General features: G+C 72.6%; 14 protein-coding genes and 1 pseudogene. 6 read left to right on the forward strand and 9 right to left on the reverse strand.

All coding sequences use genetic code 11. The annotated features are described in order from the left end of the window. Positions 1-340 (forward strand): histidine phosphatase family protein (locus CCN42_RS11275; protein WP_143661892.1); only part of this gene is annotated, 340 nt, incomplete at its 5' end. Between the two features lie 2 nt (positions 341-342). On the opposite strand, the pseudogene CCN42_RS11280 reads toward CCN42_RS11275, so the two are convergent. The 5 genes and pseudogenes from CCN42_RS11280 to CCN42_RS11300 all read right to left on the reverse strand — a co-directional run. Next, a pseudogene (locus CCN42_RS11280) lies at positions 343-894 on the reverse strand (response regulator); the annotation flags it as partial. Then, complete coding sequence (locus CCN42_RS11285) at positions 891-2,096, reverse strand: sensor histidine kinase (protein ID WP_211294680.1); 1,206 nt, start codon at positions 2,094-2,096, stop codon at positions 891-893. The pseudogene CCN42_RS11280 and the gene CCN42_RS11285, both read right to left, overlap by 4 nt. Positions 2,097-2,101: 5 nt before the next feature. Next, positions 2,102-4,285, reverse strand: a complete 2,184-nt coding sequence (locus tag CCN42_RS11290; protein WP_086735067.1) for an MMPL family transporter — start codon at positions 4,283-4,285, stop codon at positions 2,102-2,104. Positions 4,286-4,488: 203 nt separating this feature from the next. Further along, positions 4,489-5,130, reverse strand: coding sequence for a superoxide dismutase (locus CCN42_RS11295; RefSeq protein WP_086735069.1), 642 nt, complete (start codon positions 5,128-5,130; stop codon positions 4,489-4,491). Positions 5,131-5,270: 140 nt separating this feature from the next. Next, a complete protein-coding gene (locus tag CCN42_RS11300; RefSeq protein WP_086735071.1) occupies positions 5,271-6,668 on the reverse strand; it encodes an amino acid permease in 1,398 nt (465 codons plus the stop codon). Positions 6,669-7,044: 376 nt separating this feature from the next. On the opposite strand from CCN42_RS11300, the gene CCN42_RS11305 reads away from it, so the two are divergent. After that, positions 7,045-7,632, forward strand: a complete 588-nt coding sequence (locus CCN42_RS11305; protein ID WP_086735073.1) for a biotin transporter BioY — start codon at positions 7,045-7,047, stop codon at positions 7,630-7,632. A 3-nt stretch (positions 7,633-7,635) separates the two neighbouring features. Here the strand turns inward: CCN42_RS11305 and CCN42_RS11310 are convergent, their stop codons facing one another. Next, a complete protein-coding gene (locus CCN42_RS11310) occupies positions 7,636-8,949 on the reverse strand; it encodes an FAD-binding oxidoreductase (protein ID WP_086735075.1) in 1,314 nt (437 codons plus the stop codon). Between the two features lie 161 nt (positions 8,950-9,110). After that, positions 9,111-10,580, reverse strand: a complete 1,470-nt coding sequence (locus CCN42_RS11315; protein WP_086735077.1) for an amino acid permease — start codon at positions 10,578-10,580, stop codon at positions 9,111-9,113. A gap of 205 nt (positions 10,581-10,785) precedes the next feature. Between CCN42_RS11315 and CCN42_RS11320 the strand changes: the two genes are divergently transcribed. Both CCN42_RS11320 and CCN42_RS11325 read left to right on the forward strand, forming a co-directional pair. Beyond that, complete coding sequence (locus CCN42_RS11320) at positions 10,786-11,274, forward strand: ribose-5-phosphate isomerase (protein WP_086735079.1); 489 nt, start codon at positions 10,786-10,788, stop codon at positions 11,272-11,274. Between the two features lie 65 nt (positions 11,275-11,339). Continuing rightward, positions 11,340-12,149 carry an Fpg/Nei family DNA glycosylase gene (locus CCN42_RS11325; RefSeq protein WP_086735081.1) on the forward strand — a complete coding sequence of 270 codons (810 nt, stop codon included), beginning with the start codon at positions 11,340-11,342 and terminating at the stop codon, positions 12,147-12,149. 10 nt (positions 12,150-12,159) lie between these two features. Here CCN42_RS11325 and CCN42_RS11330 read toward each other — a convergent pair whose 3' ends face one another. After that, positions 12,160-13,410 carry a GNAT family N-acetyltransferase gene (locus CCN42_RS11330; RefSeq protein ID WP_386580686.1) on the reverse strand — a complete coding sequence of 417 codons (1,251 nt, stop codon included), beginning with the start codon at positions 13,408-13,410 and terminating at the stop codon, positions 12,160-12,162. A 162-nt stretch (positions 13,411-13,572) separates the two neighbouring features. Between CCN42_RS11330 and CCN42_RS11340 the strand changes: the two genes are divergently transcribed. Together CCN42_RS11340 and CCN42_RS11345 are read left to right on the forward strand one after the other, a co-directional pair. Continuing rightward, complete coding sequence (locus tag CCN42_RS11340; RefSeq protein ID WP_086735085.1) at positions 13,573-14,793, forward strand: PP2C family protein-serine/threonine phosphatase; 1,221 nt, start codon at positions 13,573-13,575, stop codon at positions 14,791-14,793. A gap of 33 nt (positions 14,794-14,826) precedes the next feature. After that, positions 14,827-15,291 carry an HD domain-containing protein gene (locus tag CCN42_RS11345; protein WP_086735112.1) on the forward strand — a complete coding sequence of 155 codons (465 nt, stop codon included), beginning with the start codon at positions 14,827-14,829 and terminating at the stop codon, positions 15,289-15,291. A gap of 37 nt (positions 15,292-15,328) precedes the next feature. On the opposite strand, the gene CCN42_RS11350 is transcribed toward CCN42_RS11345, so the two are convergent. Next, entirely contained in the window at positions 15,329-16,555 is a 1,227-nt protein-coding gene (locus tag CCN42_RS11350; protein WP_086735087.1) for an acyltransferase family protein, read from the reverse strand. Positions 16,556-16,752: the final 197 nt, after the last annotated feature.

Consider the following 16,752-nt stretch of genomic DNA (forward strand, 5'->3'; position numbering starts at 1 on the left):
CCTCGCCGAGTTCGCGGCGGAGGACCCGGCGCACGCGGCGGCCTACCGCGCCGACCCGGTGGCCCACCCCTTCCCCGGCGCCGAGGACCCGACGGCCGCCGCCGAGCGCGGAACCGCCGCCCTGCGCCGCATCGCGGCGGCCCACCCCGGCGGACGCGTCCTCGTCGTCGCCCACAACTCCCTGCTGCGCCTGGTGCTGTGCCGGCTGCTCGGCATCCCGCTCGCCGACTACCGCCGCGTCTTCCCGAAGCTGCGCAACGCCGCCGTCACCGAGCTGCGCCTCGACCCGGAGACCGGCACGGCGGGACTGCTCTCCCTGAACGTCCCCACCGGGCCCTGAGCCGCGACCACGCTCCTACGGCCGCCGCAGCAGCCCCCGTTCCANNCGATCTCGGCGTTGGTCAGCCCGTCGGCGACCGCGTCGAGGACGTCCGTCTCCCGGGCGGTCAGCGGGTCCTGCACCGGGCGGCGCATCCGGGCGACCAGTTTCTCCGCGACGCGCGGCGCGAGCACCGTCTCCCCGCGCGCCGCCGCCCGGATCGCCTCGACCAGCTGCTCGCGGGTGGTGTCCTTGAGCAGATAACCGATCGCCCCGGCCTCCACCCCGCGCTCGATGTCCGCGTCGGTGTCGTAGGTGGTGAGGATCAGGACCCGGGTGCGCGGGTGCCGGGCGGTGATCTCGGTGGTCGTCGCCACCCCGTCCAGCACCGGCATCCGCAGGTCCACCAGGGCCACGTCCGGGTCGTGCCGGGCGATCAGCTCCAGGGCCGCGCGGCCGTCCCCCGCCTCGCCGACGATCTCGATGCCGTCCTCGCCGCCGAGCAGGGCGATCACCCCGGCCCGCATCACGGTGTGGTCGTCCACGACCACGACCCGCAGCGTTTCCCCGCTCATCGCGTCCCCTCGCCGTCCGCCCGGCCGGCGACCGGAATCGTCGCCAGCACCCTCGTCCCGTCCCCGACCGAGCTGGTGACGGTGAGCCGTCCGCCCAGTTCCGCCAGCCGCTTGCGCATCCCGTCGAGCCCGAAGCCCGCCGAGTCCTCCGCCGCGAACCCGATCCCGTCGTCGGTGATCTCCAGCTCCACCCCGTACGGCCGCCGCGCCAGCACCACCCCGACCGTGGAGGCACGGGCGTGCTTGCGGACATTGGCCAGCGACTCCTGGGTGCAGCGCAGCAGCGCGATCCGGGTCTGCTGGTCGCAGTCCAGTTCCGTCAGCTCCGCCTCCACGGTGAGCCCGGTGTCCTCCGCGAAGCGGTCCAGGATCCGCCGCAGGGTCAGGGCCACCGGCCCGGCCACCGCGCCGCCCCGCCGCTGCGCGGATCCGACCAGTTCCCGTGCCTCGGCGAGGTTCTCCCGGGCGGTCGACTCGATGGAGCGCAGCTGCTGGGCGCTGCGGGCGGGGTCCGTGGCCAGCCCGGCCCGGGCCGCCTCGGCGAGCACGACGATCGACGCGAACCCCTGCGCCAGGGTGTCGTGGATGTCCCGCGCCATGCGCTCCCGCTCGTCCGCCGCCCCCTGCCGCTGGTGCGCCTCGGACAGCTGCACCTGGGTCCGCTCCAGCTCGCCGATGAGCCGGGCCCGCTCGGCGCTCTGCGCGACCACCGCGTGCGCCCACAGCCCGATCAGCACACCCACGGCGACGACGATCAGCGTGGACACCGCCGTCTCGCCGAAGAACTCCGCCGACGGGCCCTGCCGCACCCAGCCGCCGGCCAGGGTCGCGCCGGTGGCCAGGCCCAGGAACGTCATCGAGGCGCGGGGGGTCCGTCCGAACATCCAGTAGTGCGGCAGCGTCACCATGAACAGGGCCGCGTAGCTGGTGCGCAGGAAGGCGAGCCCGCCGAGGCCGAGCACCAGCACGGTGAGATAGCCGTGCGGCCGTACGACGGGGTTGTCCGGGAAGCGCACCAGGACCGCGAAGCTGATCGCCACGGACGCGAGGAACGCGAGCGCCGCGTAGGTCGCGCCGCCGGGCCGTCCCATGAGGACGATCCCGGCGGCCATCGCCGCGAACAGCACCCAGCACACCGCGTTCCAGCGGCGCAGCGAGGCGGCCCAGAAGGCGTCGGCCGGGGTTCCGGCGAGCGTGGTCATGACGATCAACGTACGCCGGCCAGCGGCGGCTCGGCGGGCTGTCGCACGGACCGGTCCGGACGCACCGGCCACCAGGTGCGCTCGCCCAGCAGCAGCAGTGCCGCCGGCAGCAGCAGGATCCGCACCACGAACGCGTCGATCAGCACGGCCGCGGCGAGCACGAACCCGATCTGCTTCATCTCGATGATGTGCAGGAAGACGAAGCTCACGAAGACGGTCGTCATGACCACCGCGGCGCTGGTCACCACGCTCGCGGAGCGGCGGATCCCGTCGAGGACGGCCTGCCGGGTCGGTACCCCGGCCAGCACCTCCTCACGGATCCGGCTGACCACGAACACCTGGTAGTCCATGGACAGTCCGAAGAGGATCACGAACAGGAAGAGCGGCACCCGCGACCCGATCGAGCCGGTGGAGTCGAAGGCCAGCAGGTCCTCGGCCCACGTGCCCTGGAAGACGAGCACGAGCAGCCCGAGGGCCGCCGCCGCGGACAGCAGGTTGAGGACGACCCCGAGCAGGGCGAGCACCGCCGAGCGGAACGCCCACAGCGTCATCGCGAAGGTCACCAGCAGCAAGGCGCCCAGCACCAGCGGGAGTTTGGCGTTCTGGTGGGCCGGATAGTCGGTGTAGCGGGCCACGTCGCCGGTCACGCCGTACGCGGCGCCGTCGATCCGGCCGACGGTGGCGGGCAGGTACGTCCCGCGCAGCCGATCCAGCGAGTCGTACGCCTGCTCCGAGTTGCCGAGGTGGGGCACCTTCAGCTCCAGGGCGCTGACCCGGCCGTCGGCGGAGGCGCGCACCGGGGACGAGCCGCTGAACAGCGGGTCCTGGGCGGCGCGCGCGGCGAGCCGGCGCAGTGCCTCGCCGACCTCGGCGGTGCGGCCGGCGTCGGCGCGGACGACGACCTGGTGGGTGACGCGCCGGTCCGGGAACTCGTCGTTGAGCCGGTCGTAGACCTGCATGGCGGGGATCTCGCGGGAGTGCGTGTCCCGGCTCATCTCCGTGATGTGCAGCCCGGTCAGCGGCAGGGCCAGGCCGAGCAGGGCGAGGACCGCGCCGCAGAGCGTGCCGAGCGGGTGCCGGGCGGCGGGCCGCAGCAGCGCGGTCCAGACCCGGCCGCCGCTCTCGCCGCGCGTCCGCCTGGGCGGCCTGCCGCGTTCCGTGCGCCGCCGGGCCCGCCGTTCGGCCCGCTTGCCGAGCACGGTCAGCAGGGCGGGGAGCGCCGTCAGCGAGCTGGCGACGGCGACCAGCACCACCACGACGGTGCCGGTGGCGAGCGAGGAGAAGATCACGTCGGAGGCCAGGTAGAGGGTGGCCGTGGAGGCGACGACGGCGAGTCCCGAGACCACCACGGCCCGGCCGGAGGTGGCCGCCGCCAGCTCGACCAGCGCCTCGGAGCCGAGCCGGCCTCCGTGCCGGGCCCGTTCCTCACGTTCCCGCTTGAGGTAGAAGAGGGTGTAGTCGACGCCGACCGCGAGGCCGATCATCAGGATGACGTTCGTGCCCACCCCGGTGTCGGGGGAGAGGTGCGAGGCCACCATCGACAGCCCGACGGCCGCGGCGATCGACGACAGGGCCAGCAGCAGCGGCACGGCGGCCATGGTCAGCGAGCCGAAGACGAGCAGCAGGGTGATCAGCGTGACCGGCAGCGTGATCTTCTCCGACAGGGCCAGGTCCTCGCCGCGCTGCCGGTCGACTCCCTTGCTGATGGAGGGGGATCCGGTCTCCGCCAGCAGCAGCTCCGGGTGGGCCCGCTGGACGGCCCCGGTCTCGGCGAGCAGCGCGTCGACCTTGTCCTTGGCGTCCCGCTCCTCGCCCTTCAGGGCCACCTCGACCAGGAGGGTGCGGCCGTCGGCGGAGCGGACGGGGGCGGCGACGGCGGCCACCTCGGGCAGCCGCTCCATCCGCGCGGTCACCTCCCGCGCCGCCGTCCGGGCGGCCGCCTCGTCCAGGGCGCCGGAGCGGGCGGAGATCAGCACCTGTTCGGTCGGCCGGCGTTCGAGGCCGCCCTGCGCCGCCATCGCCTCCGCCCGGCCGGCCTCGCCGACCCGGTAGTCGGCCGTCCGGGCGCTGTCGAGGCCGACGGCGCTGCCGGCCGCCAGGCACAGCACGACGAACACCAGCCAGCCGGCGAGTGCCCGCCAGGGGTGCCGGGCGCTGGCCCGGGCCATGCGCACAGTGAGTGAGTTCATGCCCTGAAGCCTTGTCGACCAGGGCGGTCGGCGGACAGAGGCGCCCGGTGGAACCTCGCCTCCACCGATCGGTTGACCGCGAGGGTACGGAAAACCCCCGTGAGTCAGGTCCTCACGGGGGTCTCCGCCCTACCGCCCGCCCGCGTGAAGGGTGAGAAGACGATCACGAGGCGGGACGTTCCAGGGGGTCAGGGGGCAGGGAGTCAGGGTGCCAGGAGCAGCGCGTTCGCGCGGGACGTGGCGGCCTCGTACCGGCGGGCGACGTCCTGCCAGTTGACGACCTGCCACATCGCCTCGATGAAGTCCACCTTCTGGTTCTTGTACTGCAGGTAGAAGGCGTGCTCCCAGGCGTCGAAGACCAGGATCGGCGTCGAGCCCTGGCCCACGTTGCCCTGGTGGTCGTAGACCTGCTCGACGATCAGCCGGCCGCTCAGCGGCTCGTACGCCAGCACGCCCCAGCCCGAGCCCTGGGTGGTGGCGGCGGCCTTGGACAGCTGGGCCTTGAAGGCCGCGAAGGAGCCGAACGACTCGGCGATGGCGTCGGCCAGTTCGCCCACGCCGTCCTTCTCCAGCGGCTCGCCCCCGCCCTCGCCGGTCATGTTGTGCCAGTAGATGGAGTGCAGGATGTGCCCGGACAGGTGGAAGGCCAGGTTCTTCTCCAGGCCGTTGAGCGACCCCCACTGCTCCTTGTCCCGCGCCTCGGCCAGCTGCTCCAGCGTGTCGTTGGCGCCCTTCACATAGGCCGCGTGGTGCTTGTCGTGGTGCAGCTCGATGATCTCCGGGCTGATCACGGGGGCGAGCGCGGAGTAGTCGTACGGCAGTTCAGGCAGCGTGTAGACGGGCATGGCGGGTCCCCTCCGACCTCTTATTGCAAAGAGCTTGCAACTACACGCTATCAACAACAAGGGGCGCGGGCGGGACGAGGGCGACAAGAAGGCCCCCACGTGTCGCCACGTGGGGGCCTTCAGGGAGGGACAAACCCGGCTCACGCCTCGGCCCGCTGCTCCCGCCTTCGCTGCCAGAGGTAGCCGACGGCCGCCAGGAACAGCGTCATGCCGCCCGTCGAGTACAACTGCACCCGGGTGTCCGGCTCCCGCGCCATCAGCACGAAGATCGCCGCCATCCCGGCCAGCGCCACCCAGGTCAGCACCGGGAACGCCCACATCCGCACCACCAGCTTCTCCGGCGCCTCGCGCTCCACCCGGCGGCGCAGCCGCAGCTGGGAGACCGCGATGAAGATCCAGACGACCAGGATCACCGCGCCGATCATGTTCAGCAGCCAGGGGAAGACGTCGTTGGGCCGCCAGTAGCTGAGCAGCACGCACACGAACCCGAACACCGAGGAGGCCAGCACCGCGATCCGCGGCACCCCGCCGGACACCCGGCCCAGCGCCTTCGGGCCCTGCCCGCGCTCCACCAGCGAGTAGGCGATGCGCGAGGCGCCGTAGATGTTGGCGTTCATCGCCGACAGCAGGGCGACCAGCACGACCACGTTCATCAGCTGGCCCGCGCCGGGAATGCCGAGGTGGTCGAGGGTGGCGACGTACGGGCCGGACTCGACGATCTCCTTCGAGTCCCACGGCACCAGCGTCACCACGACCGCCATCGAGCCGATGTAGAACAGAGCGATGCGCCACATCGCCGTACGGACCGCGCTCGCCACCCCGCGCACCGGGTCCTCGGACTCGGCCGCCGCGATGGTCACCGTCTCCAGGCCGCCGTACGCGAACACCGAGGCGAGCAGGCCGATGACCAGGCCCTCACCGCCGCCCGGCAGGAAGCCGCCCTCGCCGGTGAGGTTCGCGGTGCCCGGCGCGTCGGTGCCCGGCAGCACGCCCAGGATGGCGAGCACGCCCAGCACCAGGAACAGCGAGATCGCGAGCACCTTCAGCGCCGCGAACCAGAACTCGAACTCGCCGAAGTTCTTCACGGCGGCCAGGTTCGCCCCGCAGAAGACCACCATGAACAGCGCCACCCACGCCCACTCGGGCGTCCCCGGCAGCCAGCCGCTGACGATCTTCGCGGCGCCGATGCCCTCCAGGCCGACCGCCGTGCACAGCAGCACCCAGAACGACCAGCCGGCGGTGAATCCGGCCCACGGGCCGATCGCCCGCTCGGCGTGCGCGGAGAAGGAACCCGACGACGGGTAGGCGGCGGACATCTCGCCCAGCATCCGCATCACCAGCATCACCAGGAGGCCGGAGAGGACGTAGGCGACGACGATCGACGGCCCGGCGGCGGCGATACCGGCGCCGGAACCGACGAACAGGCCCGCGCCGATCACACCGCCGAGGGCGATCATCGACAGGTGGCGCTGCTTCAGGCCGTGGGAGAGGGAGGCGTCCGCCTGCGGCGGGGTCTCCTGAGCGGTAGGGCTGGGCATGGGCGCGGCTCGTCCATCCGTGAGCGGGGACAGGTAAAAGCGCCCACAGTCTGGGCGGCGGCCCCGGTGACAGGACACCACCGTTCACTATGCGGACGCGCGGAATACGGAGTGTACGGCCCCGCTCACCCGGCCCGGGAGAGCACGATTCCCGCCGGGTTGGCGAAAACCTACAGCCTGCCCCGCCCCGCCCCACGTGACGCACACGTCCCCACCTCAGTGACCGTAATCACGTCGCGGGGGGTGTGATCGGCACTCTTTGTGCGCACCCCACCACACCCGCGCTGCCGCCTTTGTCGACCGGTAACGGTGATCGGCCCGACCCCCCTGGGTTAGCGTCACGGTGTCCCGTACCGCCCTCACCCGCGGAGTCCCCATGAGCACCGCCACCGCCACCTCCCTCGCCCGTCCGGGCCAGGTCCTCGCCGACCTGCTCCCGGCCTCCCGCGTCCGCGACATCGCCCTCGTCGCCGGCGGTGCCGCGCTCACCGGCCTGGCGGCCCAGATCGCCGTGCCCGTGCCCGGCTCCCCGGTCCCGGTGACCGGCCAGACCTTCGCCGCGCTGCTCGTCGGCACCGCCCTCGGCGCCGGCCGCGGCTTCCTCTCGCTCGCGCTGTACGCCCTGGCCGGCATCGCGGGCGTGCCGTGGTTCGCCGAGGGCGCCTCCGGCGCGGGCATGCCGTCCTTCGGTTACGTCCTCGGCATGCTGCTCGCCGCCACCGTCGTCGGCGCCCTGGCCCGCCGCGGCGCCGACCGCTCCCCGTGGCGCATGGCGGGCGCGATGCTGCTCGGCGAGGCGGTCATCTACGCGGTCGGCGTGCCCTACCTCGCCCTGTCGCTCGACCTGTCCGCCTCCGCGGCGATCGCGGCCGGCCTCACCCCGTTCCTGATCGGCGACGCCCTCAAGGCCGCCCTGGCGATGGGCGCGCTGCCCGCCGCCTGGAAGCTCGCCGGCGAGCGGTGACCCTCAGCCGGTACCGAAGAGGTTCGCCGGGTCGTACGACGACCTCAGCCCGGCGAGCCTCTTCCGCGTCTCCGGGTCGTGCAGCCCCTCGGTGCGGTCCCCGGCCCCCAGGGCGAAGTTGACGGACCGCCCGAGGGCGTCCGGCGCGAGCAGCGCGAACACCGGGTCCAGCAGGGCGCGGGCCGGCTCCCGGCCGACCACGGTCAGCAGCCGCACCAGGAACCGCCCGTCACGGAACGGCACCGCGTTCGGCGCGGGCCGCGCCAGCGCCCCGCCCAGATGGTTGACCTGCACGACCACCATGGCGTCCGCGTCCGGCCCGGTGCGCCGCAGCACCTCCCCCGCCCGCTCCACGTCCAGCTCGCGCACCACCACGCTGTCCCCGTAGTAGGAGTGCGGGAAGTCCGGGTCGCTGTGGACGGTGTGGCTCTCGGTGTACGGCATCTCCCGCAGCGAGTCGGCCAGGACCGGCCCGATCTCCCGCAGCGGCGCCACCAGCCGCTCCCCGTCCGTCCCGGTGTACGCCACACGCACGGACACCTCGTACCGGCCCCGCAGGTGCGGCGGCATCGCGGGCACGTCCGGGTACGGCAGAGCGGCGAAGGACGAGGTCAGCCCGTCCGGCACGGTCCGCGTCCACGCCTCGTACGCCGCGAGCGCCGCCGCCGGGTCGACGAGCCGCCCGTCGAAGGCCAGCGAACCGCCGTACAGCCGGGCCACCGGGACCAGCCCCATCTCCAGCTCGGTGACGATCCCGAGCCCGCCTCCGCCGCCGAGCAGCCCCCAGTACAGCTCGGAGTCCTCCCGCACGGCCCGGTGCGGGCGCCCGTCGCCGGTGACGACGTCCAGGGAGCGCACGTGGTCGGCGGCATAGCCGAACTCCCGGGCCAGCAGGCCCAGCCCGCCGCCCAGCGTGTAGCCCACGGCCCCGACGGAGGGCGCCGAGCCGCTGAGCGGCGCCAGCCCGTGCGGGGCGGCGGCCGCGACGACCTCGCTCCAGCGGACCCCCGCCTGCACCCGGGCGGTGCGGGCGACCGGGTCGACGGTGACGCGGTTCATGCGCCGCGTGCCGACCAGGACTCCGCCCTCGAAGTCACCGGGCGTGCCGTGGCCGGTCGCCTGGACGCCGAGCGGCAGGTTCCGTTCGGCCGCGTACCGCACGGCGGCCACCACGTCCTCGGCCGAGGCGGCGCCGAAGACGACGGCGGGCCGCCGTACGAACCCGGTCTGGAAGCCGGCGGTCTCCTCCGTGTACCCGGCGTCATCGGGGCGGAGGACGAGGGGAGCTGCGGTGATGTCGGTGCTGGTGAGATTCATGCCGCCGAGGATGGCGGCATAACCTGACAACTGCCGTCAACTTTTCAGCGCCGTGCTCGGTGTGCCGTGCCATGCCGTGCGAAAGGGCCCCGCGGCGCATGCCGCGAGGCCCTCGAGGTGCCGGACGGGCCGCGGGCCCTCCGGGTGCCGGACGGCGGAGGTCAGCCGGCCGCGACCTCGTCCCGCTCCCGGTCCTGGCCGGACCCGAGCTTCTGCCGGACCACGGCGATGACCAGCACCACCGCGGCCACCAGCAGCGACAGCAGGACGGTCTTGCGCCCGTCGTGCTCGGTGTCGGTGAGCATGTAGCCGAGGATGAAGACGATCATCGCGGCGGTCGCCCACGTCAGGTACGGGTACAGCCACATCTTCACGACGAGCTTCTCCGGCGCCTCGGCCTGGATGATCTTCCGCATGCGCAGCTGCGAGAAGCAGATCACCAGCCAGACGAAGAGCGCGACGGCACCGCTGGAGCTGACCAGGAAGAGGAAGACGGAGTCCGGGAACTTGTAGTTGAAGAACACGGCCACGAACCCGAAGACCACGGAGACGAGGATCGCCGTACGCGGCACACCGCGCTCGGTGGTCCGGGCGAACGCCTTCGGGGCGTCCCCGCGCTGGCCGAGCGAGAAGGCCATCCGGGAGGCGGTGTAGAGGCCGGAGTTGAGACAGGACAGCACCGAGGTCAGCACGATGAAGTTCATGATCTGACCGGCGTGCGCGATGCCCAGCGAGTCCAGCGCGGCGACGTAGGAGCCCTTGTCCTGGATGGACTTGGAGTCCCACGGCAGCAGCGAGACGACGACGAGGATCGAGCCGAGGTAGAAGACGCCGATCCGCCAGATGATGCTGTTGGTCGACTTGGTGACGGCCCGCTGCGGGTCCTCCGACTCACCGGCCGCGAGGGTCGCGATCTCGCTGCCCATGAAGGAGAAGACGACCAGCAGCACACCGGTCAGGATGGCCCCTGGCCCGTTGGGCAGGAAGCCGCCGTGCTCGGTGAGGTTGGACAGGCCGGCCTGGTCGCTGTCGGCACCGGGCAGCAGGCCGAACACCGCGAGCCCGCCGATGACGATGAAGGCGCCGATGGCGACGACCTTGATGCCGGCGAACCAGAACTCGAACTCGCCGTAGGAGCCGACGGAGACCAGGTTGGTGCCGGTCAGCACCACCATCACGATGAGCGCCCAGGCCCACTGCGGTACGGCGGGGACCCAGCCCTCGAGGATCACGGCACCGGCGGTCGCCTCGACCGCGAGCACCACGACCCAGAAGAACCAGTAGAGCCAGCCGATGGAGAACCCGGCCCAGCGGCCGAGCGCGCGGTCGGCGTGCGCGGAGAAGGAGCCGGAGGTCGGGTTGGCGGCCGACATCTCACCGAGCATGCGCATCACCAGCACCACGAGCGTGCCGACGAGCGCGTAGGAGAGGAGGATGCCGGGGCCGGCGGTGGCGATACCGGAGGAGGACCCCACGAAGAGTCCGGCTCCGATGACGCCGCCGATGGCGATCATCGACAGATGGCGGTTCTTGAGCCCTGCCTGGAGTCCGCTGCCGGAACCGGGATCGCCGGTCCCTCCGGGGCCTCCGTGGCCGTTGTCGGCCTTCGTCAGGGTCGGCTGCGAAGTCATGGGACGGATTCCTTTGCGCCGGAATGATCAGTTCCCGTACAAGCGGCGTACGAGTCGGACCAGTGAATCCGAGGCGAACGAATTCTTGAACCTTTGAATCCGGATTGTTACTTGAGGTTTCCCTGAGGTTCAGTGGTCCTGCTCACAGTTCTCGGTGCCGACACCCCACCCTGCTGCCCGGCCGCGCGCATGTCACACTCATCCCATGCGCGTGTATCTCGGCTCGGACCATGCCGGCTTCGAACTCAAGAACCACCTCGTCGAATGGCTCAAGGCAGCGGGCCACGACCCCGTGGACTGCGGCCCCCACATCTACGACGCCCAGGACGACTACCCGCCCTTCTGTCTCCGCGCCGCGGAGAAGACGGCCGCGGACCCCGGCTCCCTCGGCATCGTGATCGGCGGCTCCGGCAACGGCGAGCAGATCGCCGCCAACAAGGTCGAGGGCGTCCGTGCCGCCCTCGCCTGGAGCGAGGAGACGGCCGCGCTGGGCCGCCAGCACAACGACGCCAACGTCGTGGCCGTCGGCGCGCGCATGCACACCCAGGAGGAGGCGACCAAGTTCGTCGAGGTCTTCCTGGGCACCCCCTTCACCGGCGACGAGCGCCACGTCCGCCGCATCGACATGCTCTCGGCGTACGAGACCACGGGCGACCTGCCGCCGATCCCGGCGCACCACCCGCAGCAGGACTGACCCCGCTCCCCAGGGGGCGGACAGGGAGACGGTGCCCCTCGGGGGGCTGGAAGGACGCAGGAACCGTGCCAGAGGGGCACACGATTCACCGGCTGGCGCACGACTACGCCGCCCGCTTCTCCGGCACGGCCCCCCGGGTCACCAGCCCCCAGGGCAAGTTCTCCGACGCCGCCGACCTGCTCGACGGGGCCGTCCTCACCGCCACCGAGGCCCACGGCAAGCACCTCTTCCTGCGCTTCCGCGACGCCGACTGGGTCCACATCCACCTCGGCCTGTTCGGCAAGGTGGCCTTCGGCGACGCCCCGGCGCCCCCGCCCACCGACACGGTCCGGCTGCGCCTCGCGAACGACACCTCCTACGTCGACCTGCGCGGCCCCACCACCTGCGCGCTGATCACCACCGCCGAGAAGCGGGCCATACACGACCGCCTCGGCCCCGACCCGCTGCGCGAGGACGCCGACCCGTCCCTCGCCCACCGGCGGATCTCCCGCAGCCGCACCTCCATCGCCGCCCTGCTGATGGACCAGAAGGTCATCGCCGGCGTCGGCAACGTCTACCGCGCCGAAGTCCTCTTCCGGCACGGCATCGACCCCTACCGCGCCGGCAGGGACATCACGCCCGCCGAGTGGACCGCGCTGTGGAACGACCTCGTCGCCCTGATGCGCGAGGGCGTACGCCTCAACCGCATCGACACCGTCCGCCCCGAACACACACCGGAGGCGATGGGCCGCCCGCCCCGCGTCGACGACCACGGCGGCGAGGTGTACGTGTACCGCAGGGCGAACCTGCCCTGCCACATCTGCGGCGGCGAGATCCGCACCGCCGGTCTCGCCGCCCGCAACCTCTTCTGGTGCCCGGCCTGTCAGCGGACCTGAGGCAGCCGGATCAGAACCCGTGCGGCAGCCACGGCGCGGGACCCGCCGCCCCGAACGCCACCGACGCCTCCGTCAGCGCCCCGGCGCGCAGTTCCCGCACCCGCCCGGCCGCGGCAAGCGCCGCGAGGGACACCCCGCCGAGATAGGCCGAGCCCAACTCCCGGACGGACAGCGCCAGATCCGCCGCGTCCGTGGTCCGCCCGCAGGTCGCTCCCTTGGCGTCCCCGCTCAGCCGCCAACGCCCCGTGTTCCACGGGCAGAAGGCGTCCTCCACGTCCAGCACCACGTCCACCGGGGCGGCGTACGTCCGCGCCTCCAGCGCGGCCCCCACCTCCACCGGCCGCAGATACAGCGAGTCCCGCAGCCGGGGCCGGCACCGCCGGGTGTCCGACACCAGGTACTGCCAGGTGTCGTCGACCGGCCGCCCCCGCGCCACCAGCGTGGAGGTCAGGTCGATGCCGAACAGGAACCGCCACAGCGCCGCGTCCACCGCGGGATCCGGCGCCGCCAGCTCCTCCAGGATCACCGTGCCGTCGTGGCCGCTCTCGCCCCAGCCGAGCTTCACCCGGTAGCGCGCGTACCCCACGATCCGGTCGCCGCGTTCGGCGACCACGCAGTGCAGCGGCGACGCGCCCTCCCGCTCGCTCTCCGGGTCCAGCAGCCCCACCCGCTCCCACTTGGGTAGCCGGGCCAGCATGCCGGGCCGCCGCGGCACCAGCTCGGCGTAGACCGCCTCGCACGCGCCGAGCACCTCGGCGGGCGCCGCGTACCGCAGCCGTACGTCATCGGTCCCGGCGGGCACCGACAGCCGCACCCGGCCGGTGTCGATCTCCGCGCCCAGCGCGTACGTCGCCACGCCGTACCCGAACCGGCCGTAGATGTCCGGCTCGGAGGCGGTCAGCACCGCCAGCGGCTCGCCCCACGAACGGACGTCGTCCAGCTGCCGCCGCATCATCGAGGTCAGCACCCCGCGCCGCCGGTGCGTGGCGGCCACGCCCACCATGGTGACGCCCGCCGCGGGCACCGACGCCCCGCCGGGCACGGTCAGCCGGAACGAGAACGCCCCGGCCGTCCCCACGCAGGCACTGCCGTCCCAGACGCCCAGGAAACGGTCGAACTCGGTCAGCTCCCGCCACAGTTCCCGCTCCTCGGCCGCCTCCGGCGCACCGCCGAAGGCGCGCAGCAGGGTGTCGTACCACACGTCCCAGTCGTCCGGCCGCAGGACGCGCAGTCCGTCCGGCCCCTCGCTCGCCATCGCCATGGTCCATGCCTATCAGGGCCTTGAGGGGCGAGCCACGGAATTTCCGGCAGGCGGCGCCACGGCGGCTTTCCGTGCAGTTCACTGTGAAGTCGAGCCTCGGACGGGGGACAAGTGGGACCTCCCGTGCCGGGCGACCGGTCCGATGGATAGGGTCCCGAACTAATGGCAGCAGGACGAGGTCGGCGCGCGGCGGCCGAGAGGTTCCCGGCCCGGTGGAAGATGCAGTGGCACCGGGCCCGCGTCGCCCTGCGCAGAAGCGCCGTCGACTACTTCCGCGGCGACGGCTCCGACTGGGTCGCCCTCGCCGGACTGCTGCTCACCGTGCCGCTGATCGCGCTCACCACACTCGCCAACCCGGTGTGGTGCTCCCCGGCCGCGCTGGTCCTGCCGATCGTCGCGGGCGGCCTGCTGCTGCGCCCGGCGAGCCTGCTCGGCCTGTACGCGGCGGCGGCCACCGCGCTGATCGTGGAGTCCATCCGGCTCGGCCCGTACACCGAGGGCCCCTCCCGGGTCACCCCGGGCGTGGTGCTCGTGGTCGCGGCCTGCGGCCTCTTCGGGCTGCTCATCGCCCAGTTCCGCAGCCGGGTCGGCGTGCCCTGGCGGCGCGGCGGCACCATGCTGTTCGACCTGCGCGAGCGCATCCGCACCCAGAGCCGGCTGCCCAAGCTGCCGGCCGGCTGGCACCGCGAGATGGCGCTGCGCCCGGCCGGCGGCCAGTCCTTCTCCGGCGACTTCGTCGTCGCGGCCCGCACCAACGGCGGCCGCACCCTGGAGGTCGTGCTCACCGACGTCTCCGGCAAGGGCATGGACGCGGGCTCCCGCGCCCTGCTGCTCTCCGGAGCCTTCGGCGGCCTGCTCGGCTCCCTGCCGCCGCACGCCTTCCTCCCGGCCGCGAACGGCTACCTCCTCCGCCAGGACTGGGACGAGGGCTTCGCGACCTCCATCCACCTCGTCCTGGACCTGGACTCCGGGGACTACGAGCTGTACTCGGCGGGCCACCCGCCGGGGCTCCAGCTCAGCGCGGGCAGCGGCCGCTGGGAGGAGAAGGCGGCCGAGGGCCCGCTGCTCGGTGTGTACGAGGGCGCCCAGTTCGACCCGGTCAAGGGCTCGCTGCGACCCGGGGACGTGCTGATGCTGTTCACCGACGGACTGGTGGAGACCTCCGACCGGGACATCGTCGAGGGCATCGACCGGCTCACCGGCGAGGCCGACCGCTATGTCGCCGGCGGCTTCCACGGCGCCGCCTGGCACCTCATCGAGGCCGTCGCCAAGGACGTCAACGACGACCGGGCCCTGCTGCTGATCTGCCGCGAGGGCCCGACCGCCCAGGCCCAGATCCACGCGCAGACCCGGTCGTCGCAGGCGCAGCCGGCGGCCCGCTGAGACACTGGCGGGGTGACCGAGAACACCGGCGGGGTGACCGAGACCCCGCACACCCTGCCCCTCGCCGAGGTGGAGGCCCTGGCCCGGGCCGCCCACCAGGGCCAGACCGACAAGGCCGGGCGGCCCTACGCCGAGCACCTCCAGGCCGTCGCGGAGGGCGTCCGGGCCCGCGGCGGCGACCCCGAGCAGATCGCCGCCGCCTGGCTGCACGACGCCGTCGAGGACGACGCGATGCCCGAGCGATGGCTCGACCAGGCCCCGCTGAGCGAACGTACGAAGGCCATCGTGCGGGCGCTCACCAAGCGGGCCGGGGAGCCGCCCGAGGCGTACGCCGCCCGGATCCTCGCCACGCCCGGCGCGCTGCTGGTGAAGGCGGCCGATCTGGCTCACAACGCGGACCCGGCCCGCCTCGCCGCCCTGGACGAGCCGACCCGCACCCGGCTGACCGAGAAGTACACGCGGATGCGCGCGCTCCTCGGCCTGGAGGGCGACGCCTGAAGGCCGGCGCCCGGCGGTACGAGGCCGGGAACGGGCCTCAGACGCGGGTGGTCTCGCGCCTGGCCCGGTCGTTCCGCTCGTTCTCCGGAACCGACCCGCTCGTCTCGCTCTTCCCGCGGTCCCCGCTGCTCTCACCGGTCCGGCGTTCCCGGGCCGCCTCGGCGGCGTCCCGCCGGAAGGCCCAGTCCATCCCCGGCTCCACCGCGCACCGGAACACCCGCCGCACGGGCCCGGTGCACAGCAGCGTCACACCGGCCGCGGCCAGCGCGGTCACGAAGAGCCCGCCGAGCGGCCGGTGCAGCCACGCGTGGTCGAACCAGCCCAGGTAGACCCCGGCCTTGACCACGAATCCGTGCAGCAGATAGCCGTACAGCGTGCCCGCGCCCAGCGCCGTGAACCACATGCGGCGGCGCGGCACCCAGGCGAGGAAGCAGGCGGTCAGCACCAGCGAGCAGCCGAACATCGCCAGCACCATCACCGGCCCCACCCACCACGGCACGCCCAGTTCCTGCGCCGCGTCCCGGTGGTAGAACCAGGCGGTGTCCATCCGCGGCACGGCCCACCAGCCCATGGCCAGCGCGGTGGCGAAGACGGGAACCGACAGGATCCGCACCGAGCGCCGGCGCACCAGGTGGAAGTGCCGGGGCCGCAGGCACAGGCCGAGCACGAAGTACGGCAGGAACTGGAGCACCCGCTGGAGGTCCAGGTCGTCGCCGATCTCCGGGCTGACCGACGCCGCCATCGCGACACCGAGCGCGACCGGCAGCGGCCAGCGGATCATCCCCCAGACCGGAGTGCTGAGCCGCCACAGGAACAGCGCGCACAGGAACCAGGTGAGGTACCAGGGGTCGAGCAGGGTGATGTCATAGCCCGGGTCTTCGCCCACGACCCGCTTGAAGACCGGATATGCCGTCTCGAAGACGATGTACGGCACGGCGACACCGGTGATCAGCCGCTTGAGCCGGCCGGGGCGCAGATCGAAACCGCGCGAGAAGAAGCCGGAGATGATGATGAATGCCGGCATGTGGAAGGCGTACACGACGATGTACGCGCCTTCGAGGGCGCGGCTGCCGCCCTTCAGCGGATCCCAGGCGTGACCGATGGCCACCAGCACGATCGCCAGGTATTTGGCGTTGTCGAAGAACGCGTCGCGCTGCTTTCCGGACTGCGGACTCTGCGGTGCCCGCGGACCCGGCACTCCCGAGGCCGACGACTGTGCCGGGGGGAGCGGCGCCCTGCGGCGGGACGAGGCGGCGTGGAACATCTGAGGCACCCTAGCGTCGTCCGCGGGGTCCCGTAAAACCCTCCACGTCATTCCTGGTTCAGCGCTCGGTCACCCCGTTTTTATGCAGGTGGAGTGTCCGGGTACGAGCAATTCGATTCACCTGTGCGGATGGTGTGTGGACAGGAAACCGGCGCGTCGAATTCCTGTCGGGAGCATGTCTTCGAATTGCTGTGCGG

Origin of the sequence: Streptomyces glaucescens (assembly GCF_002154375.1) — a bacterium.
Classification (GTDB): domain Bacteria; phylum Actinomycetota; class Actinomycetes; order Streptomycetales; family Streptomycetaceae; genus Streptomyces; species Streptomyces glaucescens.